Here is a 24,398-nt window from a genome sequence, read left to right as displayed (position 1 = left end):
CGTACCGTTCACGGTCGAGGGAGCTGATCCAGCCGTCGGCCGTCCGTCTCGCCGATCCGACGGTCGTTCGTTCCGAAGGACATTCAGCGGACCGAGCGCCATATGCACTCGAGGGCCCTCATATCCTTCGGAACGAACAACCGGTGGCTGCCGGGCGACCGGACGACGGTGCGGAACGAGCGGTCGTCGGCGCGAACAGGCCGTCGTCAGCCTCACGCGAACAAGCCGTCGTCAGCCACAACCCGTCAGGAGCCCTTCCCACCGACGGCTGCGACGACCTCAGTCGCGGTGGCTGCGGTAGTAGTCCAGGAGGGCGCGAGTGGACGCGTCCTGTGCGGCAGCGGCATCCGCATCGCCTTCGATCGCGGGAGCGATCTGCAGGGCGAGCTGCTTGCCGAGCTCGACACCCCACTGGTCGAAGGAGTTGATGCCCCACACGACGCCCTGCGTGAACGTGACGTGCTCGTACAGCGCGATCAGCTCGCCGAGCACGCGTGGTGTGAGGGCTGCCGCCATGATGGATGTCGTCGGCCGGTTCCCGGGGAACGTCCTGGCTGCGACGAGCGCGCCGGTCGTGCCCTCGGCCTCGACCTCTTCGGCCGTCTTGCCGAATGCGAGCGCCTTCGTCTGCGCCAGGAAGTTCGCGAGGAACAGGCCGTGCACGTCGCGGTCGCCGTCCTTCAGCGGATACGCCGGGTTCGCGAACGCGATGAAGTCGGCAGGGATGAGCCTGGTGCCCTGGTGGATCAGCTGGTAGAACGCGTGCTGTCCGTTCGTGCCCGGCTCGCCCCAGAAGACCTCGCCCGTTGTGGTCGTGACGGGCGAGCCGTCCCAGCGAACGGACTTGCCGTTCGACTCCATGGTGAGCTGCTGCAGGTAGGCCGGGAAGCGGTGCAGCAGCTGCGCATACGGCAGCACGGCGTGCGACTGGGCGCCGAGCAGATTGGAGTACCAGACGTTGAGCAGGCCCATGAGCACGGGCACATTCCGCTCGAGCGGAGTGGATGCCACGTGCTCGTCGACGGCGTGGAATCCGGCGAGGAAGTCGGCGAAGTTCTGCGGCCCGAGCACGATAGCCAGCGACGTGCCGATGGCGGAGTCCACGGAGTAGCGTCCGCCCACCCAGTCCCAGAACCCGAACGCGTTGTCGGTGTCGATGCCGAAGTCGGCGACCTTGTCGAGCGCGGTCGAGACGGCGATGAAATGGTGGGCGACGGCATCCTTCTTGCTCTGCTCGTCATCGGAGATGGCGCCGGATGCCGCCAGTCCCGCCCACAGCCAGTCGCGCGCGAGCCGCGCGTTCGTCAGCGTCTCGAGCGTGGTGAACGTCTTGGACGCGACGATGAAGAGCGTCGTCTCCGGATCGAGGCCGGCGGTCTTCTGGGCGAGGTCGGTCGGGTCGATGTTCGAGATGAAGCGGGCCTCGATGCCGGCGTCCGCGTAGGGCTTGAGCGCCTCGTAGACCATGACGGGTCCGAGGTCGGATCCGCCGATGCCGATGTTGACGACTGTCGCGACCCTCTTGCCCGTGACGCCGGCGAAGTCGCCGGAGCGCACCCGATCGGCGAACGCGGCGATGCGGTCGAGCACCTCGTGCACGTCGTGGTCGACATCCTGGCCGTCGACGACCAGTTCGGGTGCGGCATCCGCGGGCCGGCGCAGTACGGTGTGCAGAACGGCGCGGTCCTCGGTCGTGTTGATGTGGCTGCCTGCGAGCTGCTGCCGGAACCGCTCGGCGACGCCGACCTGTTCGGCGAGCCGCACGAGGGAGGCCACGATCTCGTCGGTCACGAGGTTCTTCGACAGGTCGACGTGCAGGTCGGCCAGCGGGAAGCTGAGGCGCTCGACTCGGCCGGGATCGGCGGCGAACCAGCCGCGGAGGTCCGGCGCGAACGAGTTCTTGTGGGCCTCGAGCTCGGCCCAGGCGGGTGTGGTGGTGGCGTCGACGGGAGAGTTCACGCGGTCAACGCTAGGCGATTCCGGCGTCTCTCACGCAGTCTTCATGACGGTCGCGGTGAAGTTCTGCACCCGCGAGAGCAGCGCATCCGCTCGCTCCGCGAGGTGCTCGGCCGACTGGGCGTGCGGCGGCGTGATGCGGATGAGCAGTGAGCACGCCAGGTCGTCGCAGATGTACGAACCGATCGTGTTGCCGTTGCGGCCGGCCTCGCCTGCGCGAGGTGCGGTGAACATCCGCACCTGGGTCGCGGGCTGCGCCGAGTGGCAGAAGGAGCACATGGCGGCGATGCCTGGGCGCAGGCCGCCGCTCGCGGCGCGCAGCACGATGCCGGTGGGACGATCGTCCATCCAGTGCACGATGTAGCCGAGATGGGATGCCTGCGGGTCGCGCCAGCCGAGGAACTCGCGTTCGTCCCACAGCGTCTCGTGGATGCCGGGAATCGGCAGCCGGTCGAGCTGCTCCGGCGTCGCGTTCACGAACGACGAACGAATGTCCTCTGCGGTCAACGGCTTCACACGGCTCCCCTCGACGTTGTGCGTTCCCGGTTCAGCGGCACCGGGCGACCGCAACAGACTAGGTCGTGTTGCCGAAACCCGCGACGGGCACGCTGGAGAGGCCTGCGGCCGCGCGAGCACTCCCTCGGGTGCTCACGTGGATAGGGTGCACACGTGGGCGAGAGTGCGCAGTCGGATGTCGAGCACGCGGTCATCACCGTTCGAGCAGCGACGAAGGCCGACGCACTGGGCATCGCCAGGGTTCACGTGCGGTCGTGGCGAGAGGCGTACGCGCACGTGTTCTCGTCGTTCCTGCTCGAGAGCCTTCGCGTGAGCGTGCGGGCGACGCGCTGGGAGCGGATCCTGGCGGGCGGCGCCCACGTGTGGGTGGCCGAGGATGATTCGCGGATCACCGGAACGCGGATCGTGGGCTGGGCATCGTCCGGTCCCGCTCGCGATGCAGACGCCCCGGAGTCCACCGAACTCCAGGGGATCTACGTGCTGCGCGAGACCTACGGATCCGGCGCCGGTCAGCGGCTCATCGAGGCCGCACTCGGCACGGATCCCGCCTACCTCTGGGTGCTCGGCGACAACCCGCGAGCCCAGGCGTTCTACCGGCGCAACGGATTCGAGAGAGACGGCACGAGCCGCGTCGAGACGTTCGGCGGGGAGCCGGCGCACGAGATCCGAATGGTCCGCCCCGCGCGCTGACGGGCATCCGCCGAGTCCGACTCTCGGCGTCGGCCGATCCGTCAGGGCAGCACTCCGACGGACGCCAGTGCAGCCCGCACGAGCGTTCCGCGGCCGCCCTCCAGCTCTGCTGCGACCTGCGGAGCGGATGCCTCGGCCGGCGTCATCCAGGTGAGCTCGAGCGCATCCTGCCGCGGCTCCGTCGTGCCGGTCACCGGAACCACGTACGCGAGCGAGACGGCGTGCTGCCGATCGTCGTGGAACGCGGACACCCCGGGGATCGGGAAGTACTCAGCGACCATGAACGGCACGGGACTGGCCGGGAGCTGTGGGAAGGCCATCGGACCCAGATCCTTCTCGAGGTGCCGGAACAGCGCATCCCTGAGTGTCTCGCCGTACATCACGCGACCGGAGACCACGGTGCGGGTGATCTCGCCGAGCGCGTTCGCGCGCAGCAGGAGCCCCACTTCGGTGACCTGACCGAGCCCATCGACACGAACGGGAACGGCCTCGACGTAGAGGATCGGCATCCGCTGCCGCACCTGCTCGAGCTCGAGGTCGCTGAGCCATCCCGGCCCGACACCGGGCAGGACGCCGTCGCCCGACGGCGTGTCGTCGGGATCGGGATCGGGGTCTGGCGTGCGCACCTCCATGGCTTGATCTTACGGATGCCCGTTGTCGCCGAGACCGCTGAACGGAACTGCACACCGCCCATTCGTTCCGATGCGAGCACCGCACTCACGACATCCGGCTGATGGCATGCCGCTCACGGCCTCACCGCCGAGAGCACGATGCCGGTGGGGATGCTCACCAGCAGCACCGCGACGACGATGCCGTACAGCCACGCCGACCGACGCAGGCCGGGGATCCGGTAGCGCAGCTGCAGCAGTTGCCGGACCAGCACCACAACGAGGAGCGCGCTGCCGGTGGCGACGGCCGGGGGCATCCCGGCGAGACCGCCGACGATCACCGCCGCGCTGCCGACGTTCCAGCACACGACTTCGAGGGCGAATCCGAACCGTGTCATCGGCGACGGCGCGAGCCGGTCACGCACGATGCCGAACAGGCACTGGGACACCCCGCAAGACCAGGACGAGGTAGGCGGAGAGCCAGGGCCCGCGCTCGAGGGCCAGCGGGGTAGAAACGGCGGAGACGAGGCCGCCGAGCACGACGAACGCCGACCCGATCAGAAAGAACGAGCGAGAGTAGCGAGCGTTCATGCCGCCTGACGGACACCCGTGCGGACGAACTGCAGGCGCCACGCTTCCGGGCCGCGCTCCAGGTATGTGACGGTGAACCCGTCGCCCGTGCGTTCGCGGATCTGCCCGAGCAGCGGGACCGGATCGTGGGGAGCGACGAGCACGAGTCCACCGCGCTCCGCAAGCGAATCGAGTGCGCCGAACACCGTGGCGTGCCGGATGGCGTGCGGCACCCCACGCACGTCGAATTCGGGGAACGCCTCTTCCTGCGCAACGCCGCACTCGCACACTGCAGCCTCGAGCCGCGCGCGGTGCTCGGGGTCGGGTCCGTGCGGATCCGGATCTGCCGCAGCCTCACCGCGGTCGCCACCGGCCTCGGCCGGCGACTCGCCCGCCGGATCCTGGTGCGCAACAGAGGTCTCGCCGACGCCCGCCCCATCGTGAGGCACCCGCGCTGAAGCGTCGGCGAGAGTCAAGAGCACATCGGACCTCTGCTCGGCGTGCAGAGCATGCCGCACGTGAGGCGCGATGTAGAGGATGCCGCCTGCCTCGAACCGTTCGGTCACCCCGTCGACGTCGATGTCGACGGAGCCCGAGATCACCTGGATCAGGATCGGCACGGCTGCTTCGTGCTCCCGCATCGTCTGGCCGGCGTCGAGCGTGATCCGCACGAGACGGAACCCGGGTGCCTTGAGCACGCGGCGGGTGGCGACCGCGTCGGTCCTCGGCTCGAGCATGTCGATCAGCACGGCGGAGCTGTCGGCCAGGCGGATGCTGCGTGCCGCAGCCGATGGGTCGTTCACGCCGAGTCTCCCGATTTTAGAGCATTAAAGTACTTTTAATTGTTATCATGCTCTCACGGATTCCGACAGCGCCGACGGCCCATTCGCACACTGCTCGGGTCGGCGGCACTTCGCAGGACAGCGACCACTCGCGCCCTCCCCGCTTCAGGGTCGCGGCGTCGACGAGCTCAGTCGCCCAGCGCCTCCACCACGAGCTCGCTCAGCTCGCCCGGCTTCGTGTACTGCGGCCAGTGCCCGGTGGGCAGATCGACGACGTGCAACGACGACAGTCGTCCGGTGTCGCCGAGCCACGCCGCGCCCTGGTCGAGGAACTCCTGCATCTGCTCAGCCGGCATCGTCGAGATCACGATGGTGGCCGGGACCTCGAGCCGTCGTTCGTCGGTGAGATGGAGCGGATCGATGGCCGCGTGAGACGGCGACGGATGCGTGTGCGCGGCGATCTCCTCACCGAGCTCTGGCGTGATGTCGCGAATGTCGGCCTCCTCGAAGGCGTCCCATCCGGGGAACGGCATGTCGACGTCGTCGTGCGGGACCTCGTCGTTCACGATGGATCCCTCACCGCCCGGCCAGCTGTCCACATACACGACGCGGTCGACGCGATCCGCACGCCGATCGATCGCACCGTACGCGACGAGTGCACCCCCGCTGTGTGCGACGAGCGCGACCTTCTCGTCGGCCGGCACCTCGTCGATGAGATGCGTCACGTAGTCGATGTGGGAGTCGAGGGTGATGTGCGAGCGGTCGGCGGCATCCGATTCCAGGCCCGGCAAGGTCAGCGGATGCGTGTGATGGCCCGCCGCCTCGAGGGCGGGGTTGATGGCATCCCACGAGGATGCGTCGAGCCAGAGTCCCGGAATCAGAAACGTGTGCATGTGCCGACGCTAGCCCCCGGCGCCGACATCGGGCCCGGTGCGCGGGGCCCACCTGACCATCCGTCGCCGATGGGTCCGCTCACCCACGCGAGCACGTGGACGGGCAGACGCGATGCGGACCGGTCGTGATACCAACCCACCATGATGCTGGGCCGTCGGGATGCCCGCCCGACGGGGCGAGTGTCGGGCGCATGTGTTGAGATTTGTCGATGGGCGACGTGCTCGAGCGCTTCTCCCCTGCCACGCGTGCGTGGTTCGAGGGGGCGTTCGACGCGCCCACGTCTGCACAGCTCGGTGCGTGGGATGCCATCTCCCGCGGCGAACACACGCTGGTCGTCGCCCCGACGGGCTCGGGCAAGACGCTCGCGTCGTTCCTCTGGGCGATCGACCGGCTGATGCATACAGATTCGAGCTCCCTGAGGGAGCGAACCGAGCGTCGTCCTGAGCGTGCCGAAGGGTCGAGGGGCCGCCCGGAAAAGCGCGGTACCCGCGTCCTGTACATCTCTCCCCTGAAGGCCCTGGGCGTCGATGTGGAGCGCAACCTGCGATCTCCGCTCGTCGGCATCACCCAGACCGCGAAGCGGCTCGGCGTCGAGCCGCCGCACGTGACGGTCGGAGTTCGCAGCGGTGACACGCCTGCCTCGGATCGTCGCGCGTTGCTCTCGCATCCGCCCGACATCCTGATCACGACTCCCGAGTCGCTGTTCCTCATGCTCACCTCGCAGGCGCGCGAGACGCTCGCCGACGTGCAGACGGTCATCGTGGACGAGGTGCACGCGGTGGCGGCGACGAAGCGCGGCGCCCACCTCGCGGTTTCGCTCGAGCGGCTCGATGCCATGCTCCCGAAACCCGCCCAGCGCGTTGGGCTGTCGGCGACGGTCCGGCCGCCGGAGGAGGTGGCACGATTCCTCGGCGGCCGGAATCCGGTCACGATCGTCTCGCCGCCGTCGCAGAAGCGGTTCGACCTCAGGGTGGTCGTCCCGGTCGAGGATATGCGCGCTGTCAGTCCCGCTGCGCACGAAGACGACCAGGCGCCGCAAGGCGGCTCGATCTGGCCGCACGTCGAAGAGGCGATCGTCGACCGCGTGCTCGAGCACAGGTCCTCGATCGTGTTCGCGAACTCGCGGCGCCTCGCGGAACGCCTCACGGCCCGCATGAACGAGATCTATCAGGAGCGCCTCGTCGATACCGCGGAACGCGAACCGGACGTGCCGCTGGCCCAGCCCGTCGAAATCAGCTCTGCTGGGCTTCCCATCGGGCTGGTTTCGCCCCCCAACGGCACGGCCGTCGTAGCCCCAAGCTCGACCGCCGGCATGCGCCGTACCCGCCGGGCGCCCGCCGAGCTGATGGGCGGATCGGGCCAGACACGAGGCGACCGCCGCGGCAGCCGCGCGGGCACGGATCCGTCTGCGCACTGGTCGAACGCCACCGTCGACGAACGCAGGCGCCCGAACGAGTGGACGTCGGGGAGCGATGCCGACGACGACGCCGGCATCCTGGCTCGCGCCCACCACGGGTCCGTCAGCAAGGAACAACGCGCCGTCATCGAGGACGACCTGAAGAGCGGACGCCTCCGCTGCGTTGTCGCCACCAGCAGCCTCGAGCTCGGCATCGACATGGGCGAAGTTGACCTCGTCGTGCAGGTGGAGGCGCCGCCATCCGTCGCGAGCGGACTCCAGCGCGTCGGACGGGCAGGGCACCAGGTGGGGGAGGTGTCCAAGGGGGTCCTCTTCCCCAAGCACCGCTCCGACCTGGTCAATTCGGCGGTGGCGAGCGAGCGGATGATCGCCGGGCTCATCGAGGAGCTGAAGGTGCCGGCGAATCCGCTCGACATCCTGGCGCAGCAGACGGTGGCAGCCGCCGCACTGGATCCGCTCGACGTCGACGGATGGTTCGACACCGTGCGTCGCAGCGCACCGTTCGCGACGTTGCCGCGCAGCGCGTTCGACGCGACGCTGGACCTCGTCGCGGGACGGTATCCGAGCGACGAGTTCGCCGAGTTGCGACCGCGGGTGGTGTGGGATCGCGACCGCGGCATCCTCACCGGGCGCCCAGGCGCGCAGCGCCTCGCGGTGACGAGCGGCGGCACGATCCCCGATCGCGGCCTGTTCGGCGTGTTCATGGTCGGGACCACCGACGAGACCGACCCGGCAAAGGGCGGACGCCGCGTCGGCGAGCTCGACGAAGAGATGGTCTACGAGTCACGGGTCGGCGACGTGTTCGCGCTCGGCGCGACGAGCTGGCGCATCCAGGAGATCACCCACGACCGAGTGCTCGTCTCGCCGGCGTTCGGCGAGCCAGGGCGCCTCCCGTTCTGGAAGGGCGACGGCATCGGCAGACCCGCCGAGCTGGGCGAGGCGGTCGGCGGCTTCGTGCGCGAGATCTCCTCGGCGAAGGAGGCGGATGCCCGTGCCCGCGCCGCGAACGCCGGTCTCGACGAGTTCGCAACCGGCAACCTCCTCGCGTACCTCGACGACCAGAGGAAGGCCACGGGACACCTTCCGACGGATCGTACGCTCGTCGCCGAACGCTTCCGCGACGAGCTCGGCGACTGGCGCATCGTGTTGCATTCCCCATACGGCATGCAGGTGCACGCGCCGTGGGCGCTCGCGGTACAGGCCAGGATCCAGGAACGGCTCGGACTCGACGGATCCAGCATCGCCAGCGACGACGGCATCGTGGTCCGCATCCCCGATGCCGAGACCGAGCCCCCTGGCGCCGACCTGTTCATCTTCGAGGCCGACGAGCTGGAGCAGCTCGTGACGGAGGAGGTCGGCGGATCCGCCCTCTTCGCCTCGCGCTTCCGCGAGTGCGCGGCACGAGCCCTGCTGCTTCCCAAGTACAACCCGGGCAAGCGGGCGCCGCTGTGGCAGCAGCGCCAGAAATCGGCGCAGCTGCTGGATGTCGCGCGCAAGCATCCGCAGTTCCCGATCATCCTCGAGACCATGCGCGAGTGCCTGCAGGACGTCTACGACCTGCCATCGCTGCGACGGATCGCGACACGGATCGCCGCGCGGGACATCCGGATCGTGGAGGTCGCCACCGAAGAGGCGTCGCCCTTCGCCCGGTCGTTGCTCTTCGGATATGTCGCTTCGTTCATGTACGAGGGCGACACCCCGCTCGCCGAGCGACGGGCCGCCGCGCTCTCGGTCGATGCCTCGTTGCTGTCCGAGCTCCTCGGACGCGCCGAACTGCGCGAGCTGCTCGATCCGGCGGTCATCGAACGCATCGAGCGCGAGGTGCAACGCCTGACGCCGGAGCGGCGGATGTTCGGACTGGAGGGCGTCGCCGATCTGCTCCGCCTGCTCGGCCCGCTCACCGTCGACGAGGTCGCCGAGCGGTGGTCGCTCGAACGCGTCGCTGCGGATTCCGACGCGGACGCGGCAGGGTACGAAGCGGCTGGAGATGACGCGGAGGAGGACCGGCCGCCTGATGCGGTCGCTCCCGGCGGCAACCGACCGCCGGGACGGCGGTCGGCGCTGGCGTCACGGCAGGGGCCAGAAATGGCCTCTGCTCCTAGCTCCAGCGCGCTCGACGAGCTCGTCTCCGCCAAGCGCGCGCTGCGCGTCATCATCGCCGGCGCCGAGCAGTACGCGGCGATCGAGGATGCTGCGCGGTTGCGCGACGCGCTCGGCGTCCCGCTGCCCATCGGCGTGCCGACGGCCTTCGTCGAACCGGTCGCCGATCCGCTCGGCGATCTGCTCGGCCGTTATGCGCGCACGCACGGTCCGTTCACGGTGACCGACGCGGCTTCCCGCTTCGGACTCGGATCCGCTGTTGCCCACGACACGCTCCGCCGGCTCGCCCAGGACCGACGCATCACCGAGGGCGAGTTCCGGCCCAACGCCGCCGGCACGGAATGGTGCGACTCCGAGGTGCTGCGGCGCATCCGCCGCATGTCCCTCGCCGCGCTTCGGCACGAGGTCGAGCCCGTCGAGCCGAAGGCGTTCGCCCGATTCCTGCCCGACTGGCAGCACGTGGGAGGCACCTTGCGCGGCGTGGATGCCGTGGCATCCGTGGTCGAGCAGCTCGCCGGCACGCGTATTCCCGCGTCGGCATGGGAGAGCCTGATCCTGCCGTCGCGCATCGCCGACTACCAGCCGGCGATGCTCGACGAGCTGACGGCGAGCGGCGAAGTGCTGTGGAGCGGCAGCGGATCGCTGCCGGGGAACGATGGCTGGGTGAGCCTGCACCTCGCCGACAGCGCGCCGCTGACGATGATCGCGCCGCCCGAGCACTCGACAGACGAGCTGCAGCGCGAGGTGCTGTCAGCGCTCGGTGCCGGCGGCGCATTCTTCTTCCGTCAGCTCGCGGATGCCGTGGGCTCGCTCGAGGACGACGCGCTCGCAACCGCCCTCTGGGACCTCGTCTGGGCCGGGCTCGTCACGAACGACACGTTCGCACCGCTCCGCGCTCTCACCGGAGGTCGCGGTGCGCACAAGCCGCAACGAGCGACGCCGAGGGCCAGGATGCGGATGCCGCGCGCCTACGCGCGTCCGACGTTCGCGGACGGGCTGCGCGCGGCATCCGTCCGCTCCGGTCCGCCCACGACGGCCGGCCGCTGGTCGATCCTGCCGCTCCCGCTGTCGAACGCCGAATCGGATGCCACGGTGCGGGCGAAAGCCGCAGCCGAGACGCTGCTCGACCGCTACGGCGTCGTCACGCGAGGGTCCGTCATGGCCGAGAACCAGCCGGGCGGCTTCGCGCTCGCCTACCGCGTGCTCAGCGGATTCGAGGAGTCAGGACGCGCCCGTCGCGGATACTTCGTCGAGACCTTGGGCGCCGCGCAGTTCGCCACGAGCGCGACCGTGGATCGCCTGCGCACGTTCACCCTGGACTCCACGCTCGAGCCGCCGCGACAGGCCGTCGCGCTGGCGGCGACGGATCCGGCGAATCCGTACGGTGCTGCGCTGCCGTGGCCGACGACCTCCGCCGCGGGCTCGGCCGTTTCCGCCACGGGACACCGCCCTGGACGCAAGGCGGGTGCCATCGTCGTGATGGTCGACGGCGCGCTCGCCCTGTACGTGGAGCGCGGCGGCAAGACGACGCTGTTGTTCGACCACGATCCCGAGGTGATGTGGCCGGCGACGCGCGCCCTCGCCGACGCGATCCACCGCGGCCGCATCTCGACTCTGACCATCGAGACCGTCGGCGGCGAGTTCGTGTTGGGCACGCCGTTCGGCGAGGCGCTCACGGCCGCCGGCTTCATGCCGACGCCACGCGGCTTGAGGCTCCGCTCGTGAGCTCCCCTGAACGCGTCCGTGTGCGGGCGAAATCCGGAGCATGCAACGAATGCCGCAGGAATCCTCCGGTATTCGAAGCGAAACCGCGTTTCCTCCGGTTGTCGTGTCGCCCCTCGGCCAGCCGGTGCGGCAGGCTTCACCTCCGGAGCCGCACGCCGATCGGGGTGGGCCGTGCCTGAGGGCGACACCGTCTACCGGCAGGCGCGCATGCTGAACGATGTCCTCGCCGGGCGGATGCTGACGCACTGCGATCTGCGCGTGCCCGCCTTCGCGACCGTCGACCTCACCGGCCAGCAGGTGCATGAGGTCATCAGCCGCGGCAAGCACATCCTGATGCGGATCGGCCTGAGCACCATCCACAGTCACCTCAAGATGGAGGGCGAGTGGCGCGTCTATGCGCCAGGACAACCGTGGCGGCGTCCGGCCCTCCAGGCCCGCGCGGTGCTCGCCACGGCGGAAGTCCAGGTGGTCGGATTCGACCTCGGCGTGCTGGAGGTTCTGCCGACCGCTCGCGAAGCGGATGCCGTCGGCCACCTCGGCCCCGACCTGCTCGGACCCGACTGGGACGAGCGGGAGGCGGTGCGGCGCCTCCGCGAACATCCGGATCTCCCCATCGCCGTCGCCCTCCTCGACCAACGCAACCTCGCCGGGCTCGGCAACGAGTACGTCAACGAGGTCTGCTTCGTGCGTGGGATACTGCCCACCCGCCCCGTGCACGACGTCGACGTCCCGAAGGCTGTCACCCTCGCCCACCGCATGATCGTGGCGAACAAGGATCGCGTCATCCGCTCCACCACGGGCGAGACCCGCAGAGGACGCACGTCGTACGTGCACCGTCGCGAGGGGATGCCGTGCCGCCGCTGCGGCACGCTCATCCGCCACCTGCAGCTCGGCCGTACCGACCTCGAGCTCCGCGACACCTGGTACTGCCCGGTCTGTCAGACCTGAGACAGGTCGGCTGCGCGTCGACGAAACGTGGGGCGCAGCCGAACCTGCACCGCTGGACCGTGAACGACGCCTGGCCTACGCGGCGGGTCCGGAAGCCAGCGTCACCGTCGCGGTGTGCGACGTGCCTGCCGAGTCCGTCCACGTGACGGAGACGGAGTCGCCGGGGTGGAACTGACCGAGGGCCGTCGTCAGGTCGCTGGAGGATCCGATCGTCGTGCCGTTCACGGCCGTGATGGTGTCGCCGGCGGCAATGCCCGCGGTCGCCGCGGGAGTGCCGTCGATGACACCACCCACCACAGCGCCGGTCTGCGAGGCGCCCTGTGTTCCGGGGTCGCCCTGGGATCCGGAGGAACCCTGCCCACCGAGGTAGCCCTGGCTGCCCTGGAATCCCTGCGAGCCGGAATAGCCGTAGTCGGAGGAGTCCGATGTCACCTCGACGCCCAGGAACGCCGGCAGCCCGATGGTGATCGCCGAGCCGGCCTCGCCCGCTTCGATGTGCTTCGCGATGTCGATCGCGTTCCCGATCGGGATCGCGTAGCCGTCCGACACCGACGAGCTCGCGGATGCGGCCGTGTCGATGCCGACGACCTCGCCCTGCGCGTCGAGGAGCGGACCGCCGGAGTCGCCGGCCTGGATGCCGGCATCCGTCTCGATGAGGCCGCTCAGGGATTCGGATGCCACGACCCCCTCCGCCTGCGTCGTGATCGACTTGTCCGTGCCGGTCACGGTGCCGTCGGCAGCGGTGAGCGTCCCGGTTCCGCCGGCATTGCCGACGGCCGTCACGTCGTCGCCGACGGACACGGATCCGGAGTCGAGCGTCGCAGTCGCGAGTCCGGATGCGCCGCTCAGTTGCAGCACGGCGACGTCGTCTGTGGCATCCGTCCCCACCACGCTCGCGTTGTACGTCTTGCCGGTGGAGACCACTGTCACGGAGATGCTCGTGGAGCCCTCGACCACGTGGTTGTTCGTGAGGATCTCCCCGGAGCTCGTCAGAACGATGCCGGTGCCTGCGGCCTCCGCCCCTTCATACGAGAGCGTCGTGTCGATGACGACGACGCCCTTCGACTCGCCGGTCGTCGCTGAGGTGGAGCCGCTCGAGCTCGAGCCCTGGCTGCCGTCGTTCTGACTGCCGCCGCTGCCGCTGCTGCCGCTGCTGCCGTTCCAGCCGTTCCAGCCGTTGCCGCTGTACCCGGCGCGCTCAGGCGCGGACTGCGTCGCCGCCGACTTCGCGAAGGCGGACGCGATGTCGGTGACGGCCACGGCGCTGGCCGCTGTTCCCGCGACCGCGAACACCGCGGATGCCGCCACGGCGGCGGTGATCCAGCCGATCGTGCGGCGCTTGATCGTGTCGTTGTGCATGAGTCCTACATCCATTCGGGGTCGGTGACCGCGACAGCCGATGACCACGTCGGGTCGATGTCCGTCCCGTCTCGATCGATGACTTCAGTGCACCTCGCACTCTCGCGAAAGCTCTTTGCCTGCTCCATGCACTTGCTATGAACGGTGGACGTTTCCTCTGCGACTCCTAAGACCTTCCCCAGCTCTCGTCCAGTCTCGACAGGCTCGGCCGGCTTCTCGGACCGACTAAATTGCGCGAAGTGCGAACAAATTGGGCAGACTGGAGTCCGATGCCGCCGCGGACCACCACCCGCGGCTCGGCAGCACGTGCACGAGCATGAGCACCGCCATGAACCCCGACTCGAGCAAAGGAGCCCGTGAATGACCCTGCGCAGCCAGGACTGGTACGGCGGCGAAGGCCGCGATCCCTACATCCATCGCGCATGGATGCGGCGCGGCATCCCAACGGATGCCTTCGACGGCAAGCGACCGCAGATCGCCATCGCGAACACGGCCGGCGATCTGGTGCCGTGCAACATGCACCTCAACGAGGTCGCGCAGTACGTGAAGAACGGCGTGTACGAGGCGGGCGGCATCCCGCTCGAGATCCCCGTGATGGGCCTCGGCGAGACCCTTGTCAAGCCCACGGCCATGCTCTGGCGCAACCTCGCCGCGATGCAGGTCGAGGAGATGCTGCGTGCGAATCCGGTGGATGCCGTCGTGCTGCTCGGCGGGTGCGACAAGACGATCCCCGCGCTGCTGATGGGTGCGGCATCCGTCGACATTCCGGCGGTCGTCGTGCCCGGCGGCCCGATGCTCAACGGGCACTTCCGCGGCGAGCTCATGGGCTGCGGCACCGGTGTGTGGCAGCTCAGCGAAGAGGTGCGCGCCGGCACGCTCAGCGAGGCCGAGTTCGAGAAGTCCGAGACCTCGATGATCCGCTCGAAGGGCCACTGCAACACCATGGGCACCGCGTCGACCATGGGCATCATGGCCGAGGCGCTCGGCATGACCATCCCCGGCCTGTCCGGCACTCCGGCAGCGGATGCGCGGCTTCTCGAGGCTTCCCACGCCACGGGCCGCCTCGCGGTCGAGCTCGTGGCCGAGCAGCGCACCATCTCGACGGTGATCACGAAGGAGTCGTTCCACAACGCGATCGTCGCGCTCGCCGCGATCGGCGGATCCACCAACGCCGTCGTCCACCTGCTCGCCATCGCGGGACGTCTCGGCATCGACCTCACGCTCGACGACTTCGACCGCATCGGCGCCAACGTCCCGCTTTTGGTCAACCTGCAGCCCGCAGGTGAGTACCTCATGGAGGACCTCTTCCGCGCCGGCGGCGTTCTCGCCGTCTTCGACCAGGTGAAGGATCTGCTCGATCCGGCCGCTCAGACCGTGATGGGTGCGCCGCTGACCGACTTCCTGGGCGACCATCCGGTGTGGGATCGCGACGTGATCTCGCTGCGCGAAGATCCGTTGCAGGACGACGCGGGCATCGCCGTGCTCCGCGGCAACCTCGCCACGCGCGGCGCCATCATCAAGCCCGCAGCGGCATCCCCCGGGCTCCTCGTGCACCGCGGCAAGGCCGTCGTGTTCGACTCGATCGAGGACTTCCATTCGCGCATCGACGATCCGGATCTCGACGTCGACGCCGACTCGGTGCTCGTGCTGCGCGGATGCGGCCCCAAGGGGTACCCGGGAATGCCCGAGGTGGCCAACCTGCCGTTGCCCCCGAAGCTGCTCAAGCAGGGCGTGCGCGACATGGTGCGCGTCTGCGACGGACGGATGTCTGGCACGGCGTACGGGACCGTTGTGCTGCACGTCGCGCCTGAGGCCGCGGCAGGTGGCACGCTGGCTCTCGTGCGCGACGGCGACATCATCTCGCTCGACGTGCCGAATCGGCGCATCGAGGTGGAAGTCAGCGATGAGGAACTCGAGGCACGCAAGCCGCCGTTCCGCGAGACGGGATCGTTCGCCCACGCCGACCGCGGTTGGCAGAAGCTCTACATCGACCACGTACAGGGTGCAGACACCGGGGCCGACCTGGACTTCCTCACCGGATCCAGCGGCTCCGTCGTGACACGGGAGTCGCATTGACGACCAGCAACAGCAGCAACAGCAACAGCAACAGCAACAGCAACAGCAGAAAGGACCACATCGTGACCGACACCGCGCACGACGACACGAACCGTGCACCGCTGGGACTCGCTCGGGTTCGCAGCGGCGGCGACGTGCTCTGGGCCGTCCGATCCGGTGACGTGTATTCGCCTCTCGGCGTGACGCTCGCCGAGCTGCTGCGCCTGCCGAGGGACGAAGCCAGGGGTCTCGTGGAAAAAGCGCGCGTGGATGCCGCAGGTGACGGCATCCGCGTCGACGCAGTGCTCGCCCCCGTCGACCCCGAGCACGAGGTGTGGGCGGCCGGCGTCACGTACCTGCGCAGCCGCGACGGACGCATCGAGGAGGCGACGGATGGCTCGCCCTACGACCGCGTGTACGTCGCGAAGCGTCCCGAGCTGTTCTTCAAGGCGACCGGCAGACGCGTCGTGGGACCGGGCGAGCCCGTCGGCGTGAGGACCGACTCCGGATGGGACGTGCCCGAACCCGAACTCGGCATCGTGCTCGACGCCTCCGGGGACATCTTCGGATTCGTGCCGGGCAACGACGCCAGCAGCCGCTCGATCGAGGGCGAGAACCTGCTCTACCTGCCGCAGGCCAAGGTGTACACGGCCTCGTGTGCGCTGGGCCCCGAGATCGTGCCGGCGTGGCTCGCCGCGCCGCCGTTCGGCATCTCGCTGACGATCGAGCGCGAGGGCGCGACAGTGTTCGAGGGCACCACTTCGACGGATGCCATGGCCCGCACCCTGCCCGACCTCGCCGACTGGCTCTTCCGCGGCCTCGATTTCCCGGACGGCACGATCGTTCTGACGGGCACAGGGATCGTGCCCGGAGCGGACTTCACGCTGACACCCGGCGACGTCGTGACGATCGGCGTCGACGGCATCGGAACGCTCACCAACCCGGTGATCAGCGTCGGCCGCTGACTGTTGACAGTGCGTATGCTTCTGCGGCACTCATGGCCTGATGCCGGCGTGTCGGGGCCACACGCCGGCGTGTCGGGCATTCGTGCCGCGGGAACGTACGCCGTGGCTCCGACTTGTACGAGACAATGGCACCAGCAAACGTTTTCTCCCTGGCAACCATGGTGTGCCTTGGGACGGCGATGACGTCGTGACGAAGACCGAGACGAACCCTTCGAAGGAGATCCGATGAGCGACACCACGTCCGAGGTGCCGGTGAACGCTGAGGCGCCGGCGAATACCGAGCTGGACGCTGTGATGGCCGCAGCCGTGAAGGCTGCTCCGGTGCTTGCGGCGACGACGCCGCGCGAACGTGCCGGCTGGTTGCGCGCGATCGCGGACGCGCTCGACGCTGACGCCGGCACGCTCGTCCCGCTGGCGATGCGTGAGAGCCACCTGCTGGAGCAGCGGCTAACCGGTGAGTTGGTGCGCACCACGTTCCAGCTGCGCCTCTTCGCCGAGCAGCTCGAGCGCGGCGCCTATCTCGAGGCGACCATCGACCATGCAGACCCGAGCTGGGGCATGGGACCGCGTCCGGATCTGCGGCGGGTGCTGCGGCCCCTCGGTCCTGCCGCTGTCTTCGCCGCGAGCAACTTCCCGTTCGCGTTCTCCGTCGCCGGTGGCGACACGGCGGCGGCACTCGCTGCCGGATGCCCGGTCATTGTGAAGGCGCACTCCGCGCACATCGAACTGTCGCACGCCGTCGCGCGTCATGTCGGGGACGCGCTGCGCGCATCCGGAGCCCCCGACGGCACGTTCGCCCTCGTCGAGGGGCGGCAGACCGGACGGGACCTGGTGCTGCATCCGGATCTCACCGTTGCCACGTTCACGGGTTCGCTGCACGGCGGACGCGCGCTGTTCGATCTGGCCGCGTCGCGTCCGACGCCGATCCCGTTCTACGGTGAGCTCGGCAGCGTCAACCCGGTCTTCGTGACCGCGGCGGCAGCGAGCGAGCGAGCGGATGCCATCGCCACCGGTTTCGCGTCATCCATGACCCTCGGCGTCGGCCAGTTCTGCACCAAGCCGGGCGTGCTGCTGGTACCCGCCGGCGCCGGACTCGAGAACCTCGTCGCGGCCGCCGTGCACGAAACCTCCGGCGGTCCGATGCTGGCCGCCTCGATCAGCGACGGCTTCTTCACCGGACTCGGCACGCTCGACGAGCGCGACGACGTGGAACTGCTTGCCGGTGACCCGGCTCGCGCCGACGTGCCGACTCCGACGGTGTACGGCACGGATGCCGCAGCCCTCCTCGCCCACCCGCACGAGCTCCTCGAGGAGCACTTCGGCCCGGCAGCACTCGTGGTGCGCTACGACTCGCCCAAGCAGGCGGTCGCCGTCGCGCACGCACTGGAGGGCCAGCTCACCGCGACCGTCCAGGGCGCCGACGACGATGCGGATGCCGCAGCGCTGATCACCGTCCTCGCCGACAAGGCCGGCCGCGTGCTGTTCAACGGCTGGCCGACCGGCGTCTCCGTCACCTACGCACAACAGCACGGCGGACCGTACCCCGCAACCACGGCACCCCACTTCACGTCGGTGGGCACAGCATCCATCGGACGCTTCCTGCGCCCCGTCGCCTACCAGGACGTGCCGGATGCCGCGCTACCGCCAGCACTCCAGAACGCCAACCCCTGGCACCTGCCGCGCACCGTCGACGGCGTTCTCGTCCCGGCCAGCTGAGCTGCCTCGGCGCTGCCGAGCCTGCGGCCACGACGCCCGGTTCTGTCGCGTCGTACAGCGACGCGACAGCCGTGCCGTCGGGGAGCGAGCCGCACCACTGGGTGAGCTTGTCGAAACCAGCCCGACCAGACGATCGGGATGCTGGTTTCGACAAGCTCAACCGGCGGTATGCAGCTCGACCAGCGGCATGCAGCTCGACCGGGCGGTGCCTCCACCTGCTCGATCGGCGGGCGGGCGAGGCCCTACGGCGTCACGAATCGTCCGTCTGCGGCGTCCTGCGGCGCCTGCTCCCTGAGCTTGAAGTGCTGCTTCTTGCCCGTGGCGGTATAGGGCAGCTCTGAGACGAACGTGTATCGACGCGGACGCTTGTAGTCGGCGAGCGCGACGCTCGCGCGCAGGTACGCATCCAGTTCGCGGGCTGCTGCTGCGGCATCCGAGAGTGCGCCTTCCCGTGGTTGCACGTAGGCCACGACGACCTCGCCCCACTGCTGGTCGGGGAGACCGACGACGATCGAGTCCGCGACGCCCTCGTGTCCGGCGAGCACCTCCTCGACCTGCACCGGATGCACGTTCTCCCCGCCGGAGATGATCATGTCGTCCTTGCGTCCCACGATCGTGACGATCTCGTTCTCGTCCCAGGTCGCGAGGTCGCCCGGATACACCCAGCCGTGCCGGAACTTCTCCGCCTGTTCGTCAGGATTGCCGAGGTAGGCGTAGCCGCTCTTCACCGAGCGCATGATGACCTCGCCGATCTCCTGCCCGTCCTTCTTCGCGTGCTCGTCCGGCGACGAGATGCGATCCGGCTGCACCTTCACGACGGCGACGTCGTCGTCGAGGCAGGCACGGCCGGCAGCACCGGCCGCGTCCGGGAGGTCATCCGGCCGCAGGTAGGTGTTCCAGAACGCCTCCGTCGTGCCGTATCCGTTCGCGATGCGCGGCGTCAGCACACGCTGGTACCGGAGGGCGGCCGCCCGGTCGAGCGGCGCTCCCATGGTCACGATGCCGTGCAGGGAGCCGAGGTCGCGCGGATGAGCTTCCTGGGCATCCGCGAGTCGCTCGAGGTTGGTCGGAGCACCGATCACGTAGGTGAGCCGGTGTGCCTGGATGCTGTCCAGCACCACCTGCGGATCGAAGCGCGGCAGCGTCACCACTTCGGCGCCGACGAAGAACGCCGTGTTCGGACCGGCGCAGTAGTTGCCGCCGCGGTGGAACCACGGCGACATGTTCATGGTCTTGTCGCTGGGCGAGAGCGGGAAGTGCATGATCACGTCGTGCGCGGTGAGCACCTCGTTGAGACTCGTCAGTGGGACTGCTTTCGGCATGCCGGTCGTTCCGGATGTGTACAGGCGAGACGTCTCGTCCCACGTGCTGGCATCGGCGGGAGCGCGGAAGCTCGGCGCGGCATCCGCGAGCAGGTCCTCGAACGGCACGGCGCCCGGCAGCAGGTCGCCCTGACCGACCGCCGCCAGGATGCGCGGGCTGTGCGTCGCGAGCTGGAGCGCAGAGGCGACGTTCGCGGCATCCGCAGCGTCGTACACGAACACGGCCGGCTTCGACTGGTCGAGGATGTGAGCGGTCTCGCCTGGGGCGAGCCGGAAGTTCATCGGCGAGCTCACGGCTCGAAGCCCCTGCGCCGCGATGTAGAGGAACGCGAACTCGGGCACGTTCATGAGCTGGTAGCCCACGATGTCGCCGACCCCGACGCCCAGGGAGCGGAGTCCCTCGACCAGCCGGCCGGTCACGGCGCCGAGCTCCTCGTAGGTCCAGGATCGTCCCGATGGCGGATCGGTGAGCGCCGGTCGTGACGCGTAGCGATGCGTGTTGCGTTCGAACGCGGCCGCCCAGGTGAAGTGGTTCTCGAACACGCGCCGCAGTTCACTCGGGTCGTAGTCGGTGTTGCCGCGGCGAGCCTCGTCGGTCATCGTTGCCTCTTTTCCGTCTGATTGTTCGGCTCTGTCTGATTGTCCAGCTCCGTCTGGTCGCTCGGCGTTGCCTGGTCGCGCTGCGCCGCGCGCACCTCGGACCAGTAGGGCGGGGCGACGATCGTGAGGCCACCGTCCACCACCAGGGTCTGGCCCGTGATGTATCCGGCTTCCGGCGAGAGCAGGAAGCGCACCGCGTGCGCCAGGTCGTCCGGGGTGCCGATCCGGCCGAGCGGCACGCGTGCCGCCATGGTCTCCGGATCCGGCAGGGCGGGATCCGCGTAGTAGTGCCGGAACGAGTCCGTGTCGAAGAGTCCGCCGTTGACGGCGTTCACCGTGATGCCGCGCTCCCCGAACTCCGCGGCCATGTGCCGCACCCAGGATTCCATCGCCGCCTTGTCCGCGCCGATGGCGCCGTACGCCGGGAACGCCCGGCTCGCACCGTAACTGGTGACGGCGACGATGCGGCCGCCACGTGGCATCCGCGAGACGGCATGCTGCGCCAGCAGCACGAACGACCGCACGTTCGTCTCCCACGAGCGTTCCAGGTTCGACGCCGAGAGCCGTTCGATCGGTTTGAACGCCGAGGCCGCGGCGTTCGCCACGAGGCAGTCGAAGGTCGCGCCATCGGCGAAGAGCGCCTCGATGTCGTCGGTCGATTCCAGCTCGAGCCGCACCGCCCTCGCGCTGCCGCCTGCCGCCTTGATGCCCGCCACCACGTTCTCCGCCGCCGCCTGAGAGCGTCGATAGGTGACGGTGACGTCGACGCCGTCCGCGGCGAGCAGAGCGGCCAACCGAGAGCCGACCCCTCGTGACCCTCCGGTGATCAGCGCTGAACGCGTGTGCGGCTGACGATCGGAAGACGGGGCTTCACCGGGCATGCATCTCTCCCAACGGGACGAAGCCGTCGAGCGGTCAACGCTCGGCGTCGGGTGTCGCCAGCTTAGAACTCGCGACGTGATCGTGTGAGGACTCCTCGAGTCGACATACCGGACGACCGAGCGGGGACGGAGGGTTCTTGCAAGCCGGGGCGCGTTGGCTAACCTGGGACGGCCATGCAGACCCCCGCAGCTGACATCCACGTCGACGAAGGCCTCGTGCGAGCGCTGCTCGCCGAGCAGCATCCCGACCTGACCGGCGAGCTCCGCCAGGTGGCCAGCGGCTGGGACAACGCCGTCTTCCGGCTCGGCGACGGGCTCGCCGTGCGTATGCCGCGCCGCGACGTCGCCGCCCACCTCATCGCGCACGAGCAGCGCTGGCTGCCCTTCCTCGCGGCCGGCCTGCCGGTGCAGGTTCCCGTGCCGGTGAGAGTCGGGACGCCCAGCAGACTGTTCCGTTGGCCGTGGAGCGTGGTGCGCTGGGTCGAAGGCATGGACGGAGCGGATGCCACGGCATCCGAACGCACGTCCCTCGCGGTTCCCCTGGCCCGCTTCGTGGCGGCACTGCACACCCCCGCGCCGCATACGCCCGACGGGATGCTGCATCCGGACGTGCCGCTCAATCCGGTGCGCGGCATCCCGCTGGCCTCCCGCGATCGCGCCATGCGCGAACGCCTCTGGGAGCTGCAGCGCCTGTGGGACATCACCGCGCTCGGCGAGCTGTGGGAGGAGTCGCTGAGCGCAGCGCGCTGGCACGGCGTGCCGATCTGGCTGCACGGCGACCTGCATCCCGGAAACCTCCTGCTCGATGATCGAGGCGGACTGGCCGCCGTCATCGACTTCGGGGATCTCACGGCCGGGGATCCCGCGACCGACCTCGCGACAGCCTGGCTCACGTTCCGTCCGGAGGCACGCGAGGTGTTCCGTGCGGTGGTGGCCGACGCATCCGACCCCGATTCGGGCGCGACGGACGCCGCCACCTGGCTTCGCGCCCGCGGCTGGGCGCTCTGCATCGGCACGGCGCTCGCCACCGCGTCGGACGACAACCCGCGCATGCACGCGCTCGGCACGCATGTGCTGTCCCAGCTGCTGCGTGAGGCGTACGACCGCTAAGACGCGCCCGCAGATCCATACCGCGTCGCGCTCGCTCGTACCGCGTCGCGCTCATCCGTGCCACGCTGGATGACGTGCGCCCGTTCGTACTGATCGCCACCCGTTTCGACGACCCGATCGCCGACGCGGAGTACGAGGCATTTCGCACGTTCGGCGGGCTCGCCGCGCAGGAGCTGGTGCGTATCCGCCTGGAGCGCGACCCGATGCCCGAGCTCGATCTCGACGACTATTCCGGCGTGCTCGTCGGCGGCAGCCCGTTCAATGCCAGCGACCTGCAGAGCACGAAGAGCGAGACGCAGGTCCGCGTCGAATCCGAGATGTCCGAACTGCTTGATCGCGTGGTCGCCTCCGACGTCCCGTTCTTCGGCGCCTGCTACGGCGTCGGGACACTCGGCGTGCACGAAGGAGCCGTCATCGATCGCACGTACGGCGAGGAGGTCGACGCCGTCGAGGTGTCGCTCACGGAAGCCGGCATCCGCGATCCCCTGTTCGACGGCATCCCGTCGCCGTTCCTCGCCTGGGTCGGGCACAAGGAGGCCGTGACCGCGTTGCCGGTCGACGCAACGCTTCTCGCCACCGGGACGACCTGTCCGGTGCAGGCGTTCCGCATCAAGACCAATCTCTACGCGACGCAGTTCCATCCGGAGCTCACCGCCGACGACATCGTGGAGCGCGTGCGCGCGTACCGCTTCGAGGGCTACTTCGCACCGGACGAGCTGGATGCCACGGTGCACGCCATCCGCTCGGCCCCGCCTGTCACGGTGCCCGGCCGTCTGCTCGGCGCCTTCACCCGGCGCTACGCGCGACCGTGAGCCGCCCAAGTCAGAAGCGCGTCACAGTCTCGACACAGGTCGTTCCGAAGCCGAATGCACAGCATGGCCGGCATGCCCGACTACGCAGCAGCGATCGAATTCAGCGCAACGGACTTTTCGCGGCCCGAGTTCCGGATGCTCCGCCGTCAGCTCGTCCCCCTCCTCCAGGCTTCGGACGGCGTGACGAGCGTGCACACCGATCGTGCCGCACACGTGATCGGCGCGATGGTCGTGGTGGCCGCGCCGAGCTCGTCGACGGCAGCCGCCAAGGCGGGGTCCCTGGCCAGGGCTCTGCTGCCGCGGCTGCGGAAGGTGCGAACGGCGAGGATCCGTCTGCGCGTCGAGCTGGAACGCGACGAGCGAGCGCCGGACGTTCGGGAAGGCGACTCGCGCTCGCTCGTCGCCGAGGATTCGTACCGCTGATCTCTGCACCGGGTTCGATCACGGCACCGAACTCGTCGCGGTGATCCGGCAGTCGCAACCTCATCGCCTGATCCAGGTGAACACCTGATCGCGGCGCATTTCGTCACTCACCGTTCGGCCGGAACGTCAACGACCCCAGAAGGGGGTACACGAAGTGCGGTAGATTGGTCGTGTTCCCGGATGTGGCATCCAGCACTCTCGACAACAGGTTCTGCCTGGAGGAGAGGCGAGACGGTGCGTTCCCGGGAGCGCACAAAGGGAATCCTGGCGGCCGAGTGTTCGGGTCACTTCGCCTCCAGGATTCCCGCTTGTCGCAGTGTGACCGTTCACGGTGGCGACCGCGCGGATAACCCCCGCGGGGTGACCGGTCCAGCCGCCGCCCTGCGAACCGCGTTACAACGAGGTCATCGTGTGATCGGGTCGGCACGGCGGGGGCGGCATGACGACATCGCAGTACGGTCCAGGCGAGTTCTGCGTCATCGCGCTTCCCGGGCGGACGGTGCCGGAGGAACTCGCGTGGGCGATCGTCGAGACGTTGATGGAGGGCGTCGTGTCGCTCCTCGACGCCGCCATCGTGACCCGTGAGACGCATGGCGCTCTCACCGTCACAGGACTCGAGCGCATCGGCGACGACGACGGCGTGGCCTCGCTCGACGCCACGGCCGAGGGGCTCACCGGATCCCGCGACCTCGAGCGTCTCGCAGCGGAGCTGGCGCCCGACCAGTCGGCACTCGTCCTCCTCGTCGAGCACTCCTGGATGCGTCGCATCGGCCAGGCTGCCGCTGACGGCGGCGGTCACCTGCTGCACACGGAACGTCTCCGCGGATCCGCTCTGAACGACGTCGCCGGCGTTGTGGGCGTGCAGCTCGACCGGGATCACCAGGCTCTTCTCGACCACGACGGATCCGATGCGATCTAGGGCACACGGATCGCACGCCGAGGCTTCAGG

At 69.2% G+C, this 24,398-nt stretch carries 19 protein-coding genes; 10 read left to right on the top strand and 9 right to left on the bottom strand.

The features are described from left to right. Positions 1-279: 279 nt before the first annotated feature. On the bottom strand, positions 280-1,959 hold the full coding sequence (gene pgi, locus ACX9R5_RS06325) for a glucose-6-phosphate isomerase (RefSeq protein WP_459408150.1): 1,680 nt from the start codon (positions 1,957-1,959) through the stop codon (positions 280-282). 30 nt (positions 1,960-1,989) lie between these two features. After that, positions 1,990-2,472: an FBP domain-containing protein gene (locus ACX9R5_RS06320; protein WP_459408149.1), complete on the bottom strand. Its 483-nt coding sequence runs from the start codon at positions 2,470-2,472 to the stop codon at positions 1,990-1,992. Positions 2,473-2,625: 153 nt separating this feature from the next. On the opposite strand from ACX9R5_RS06320, the gene ACX9R5_RS06315 reads away from it, so the two are divergent. Then, entirely contained in the window at positions 2,626-3,162 is a 537-nt protein-coding gene (locus ACX9R5_RS06315; protein ID WP_459408148.1) for a GNAT family N-acetyltransferase, read from the top strand. A gap of 41 nt (positions 3,163-3,203) precedes the next feature. Here the strand turns inward: ACX9R5_RS06315 and ACX9R5_RS06310 are convergent, their stop codons facing one another. From ACX9R5_RS06310 to ACX9R5_RS06295, 4 genes are all read right to left on the bottom strand, one after another. Beyond that, the gene (locus ACX9R5_RS06310) at positions 3,204-3,794 is read right to left on the bottom strand and encodes an NUDIX hydrolase family protein (protein WP_459408147.1); all 591 of its coding nucleotides are present in this window, start codon (positions 3,792-3,794) and stop codon (positions 3,204-3,206) included. Between the two features lie 113 nt (positions 3,795-3,907). Beyond that, positions 3,908-4,219 (bottom strand): hypothetical protein, encoded by a 312-nt coding sequence (locus ACX9R5_RS06305; protein ID WP_459408146.1) that lies wholly within the window; start codon positions 4,217-4,219, stop codon positions 3,908-3,910. 138 nt (positions 4,220-4,357) lie between these two features. Then, a complete protein-coding gene (locus ACX9R5_RS06300) occupies positions 4,358-5,143 on the bottom strand; it encodes a DUF2249 domain-containing protein (protein WP_459408145.1) in 786 nt (261 codons plus the stop codon). A gap of 167 nt (positions 5,144-5,310) precedes the next feature. Then, positions 5,311-6,015: an alpha/beta fold hydrolase gene (locus tag ACX9R5_RS06295; protein ID WP_459408144.1), complete on the bottom strand. Its 705-nt coding sequence runs from the start codon at positions 6,013-6,015 to the stop codon at positions 5,311-5,313. A 209-nt stretch (positions 6,016-6,224) separates the two neighbouring features. Between ACX9R5_RS06295 and ACX9R5_RS06290 the strand changes: the two genes are divergently transcribed. Beyond that, positions 6,225-11,258, top strand: a complete 5,034-nt coding sequence (locus ACX9R5_RS06290; protein ID WP_459408143.1) for an Lhr family ATP-dependent helicase — start codon at positions 6,225-6,227, stop codon at positions 11,256-11,258. Positions 11,259-11,429: 171 nt separating this feature from the next. Beyond that, complete coding sequence (locus ACX9R5_RS06285) at positions 11,430-12,206, top strand: DNA-formamidopyrimidine glycosylase family protein (protein ID WP_459408142.1); 777 nt, start codon at positions 11,430-11,432, stop codon at positions 12,204-12,206. Between the two features lie 75 nt (positions 12,207-12,281). On the opposite strand, the gene ACX9R5_RS06280 is transcribed toward ACX9R5_RS06285, so the two are convergent. Further along, entirely contained in the window at positions 12,282-13,565 is a 1,284-nt protein-coding gene (locus ACX9R5_RS06280) for a S1C family serine protease (protein WP_459408141.1), read from the bottom strand. Positions 13,566-13,925: 360 nt separating this feature from the next. Here ACX9R5_RS06280 and ACX9R5_RS06275 point away from each other — a divergent pair, with 360 nt between their 5' ends. From ACX9R5_RS06275 to ACX9R5_RS06265, 3 genes are all read left to right on the top strand, one after another. After that, complete coding sequence (locus ACX9R5_RS06275; protein ID WP_459408140.1) at positions 13,926-15,641, top strand: dihydroxy-acid dehydratase; 1,716 nt, start codon at positions 13,926-13,928, stop codon at positions 15,639-15,641. 62 nt (positions 15,642-15,703) lie between these two features. Further along, complete coding sequence (locus tag ACX9R5_RS06270) at positions 15,704-16,585, top strand: fumarylacetoacetate hydrolase family protein (protein ID WP_459408139.1); 882 nt, start codon at positions 15,704-15,706, stop codon at positions 16,583-16,585. Between the two features lie 225 nt (positions 16,586-16,810). Continuing rightward, complete coding sequence (locus tag ACX9R5_RS06265) at positions 16,811-18,301, top strand: aldehyde dehydrogenase (NADP(+)) (protein WP_459408138.1); 1,491 nt, start codon at positions 16,811-16,813, stop codon at positions 18,299-18,301. A gap of 242 nt (positions 18,302-18,543) precedes the next feature. Here the strand turns inward: ACX9R5_RS06265 and ACX9R5_RS06260 are convergent, their stop codons facing one another. Together ACX9R5_RS06260 and ACX9R5_RS06255 are read right to left on the bottom strand one after the other, a co-directional pair. Then, complete coding sequence (locus tag ACX9R5_RS06260; RefSeq protein ID WP_459408137.1) at positions 18,544-20,223, bottom strand: class I adenylate-forming enzyme family protein; 1,680 nt, start codon at positions 20,221-20,223, stop codon at positions 18,544-18,546. Next, positions 20,220-21,104 (bottom strand): SDR family oxidoreductase, encoded by an 885-nt coding sequence (locus ACX9R5_RS06255; RefSeq protein ID WP_459408136.1) that lies wholly within the window; start codon positions 21,102-21,104, stop codon positions 20,220-20,222. The genes ACX9R5_RS06260 and ACX9R5_RS06255 overlap by 4 nt, the downstream gene beginning before the upstream one ends. Positions 21,105-21,278: 174 nt before the next feature. Between ACX9R5_RS06255 and ACX9R5_RS06250 the strand changes: the two genes are divergently transcribed. The 4 genes from ACX9R5_RS06250 to ACX9R5_RS06235 all read left to right on the top strand — a co-directional run bounded on the left by ACX9R5_RS06250 (position 21,279) and on the right by ACX9R5_RS06235 (position 24,368). After that, positions 21,279-22,214 carry an aminoglycoside phosphotransferase family protein gene (locus ACX9R5_RS06250; protein ID WP_459408135.1) on the top strand — a complete coding sequence of 312 codons (936 nt, stop codon included), beginning with the start codon at positions 21,279-21,281 and terminating at the stop codon, positions 22,212-22,214. Positions 22,215-22,288: 74 nt separating this feature from the next. After that, a complete protein-coding gene (locus ACX9R5_RS06245) occupies positions 22,289-23,026 on the top strand; it encodes a glutamine amidotransferase (protein WP_459408134.1) in 738 nt (245 codons plus the stop codon). 72 nt (positions 23,027-23,098) lie between these two features. After that, positions 23,099-23,449, top strand: a complete 351-nt coding sequence (locus ACX9R5_RS06240; RefSeq protein ID WP_459408133.1) for a hypothetical protein — start codon at positions 23,099-23,101, stop codon at positions 23,447-23,449. A gap of 439 nt (positions 23,450-23,888) precedes the next feature. After that, positions 23,889-24,368, top strand: coding sequence for a DUF6325 family protein (locus ACX9R5_RS06235; RefSeq protein ID WP_459408132.1), 480 nt, complete (start codon positions 23,889-23,891; stop codon positions 24,366-24,368). Positions 24,369-24,398 lie beyond the last annotated feature (30 nt).

This window comes from Rathayibacter sp. CAU 1779 (genome assembly GCF_054551755.1).
The sequence above is the reverse complement of the archived record's forward strand: the minus strand, read 5'-3'. Positions and strand labels throughout refer to the sequence as shown.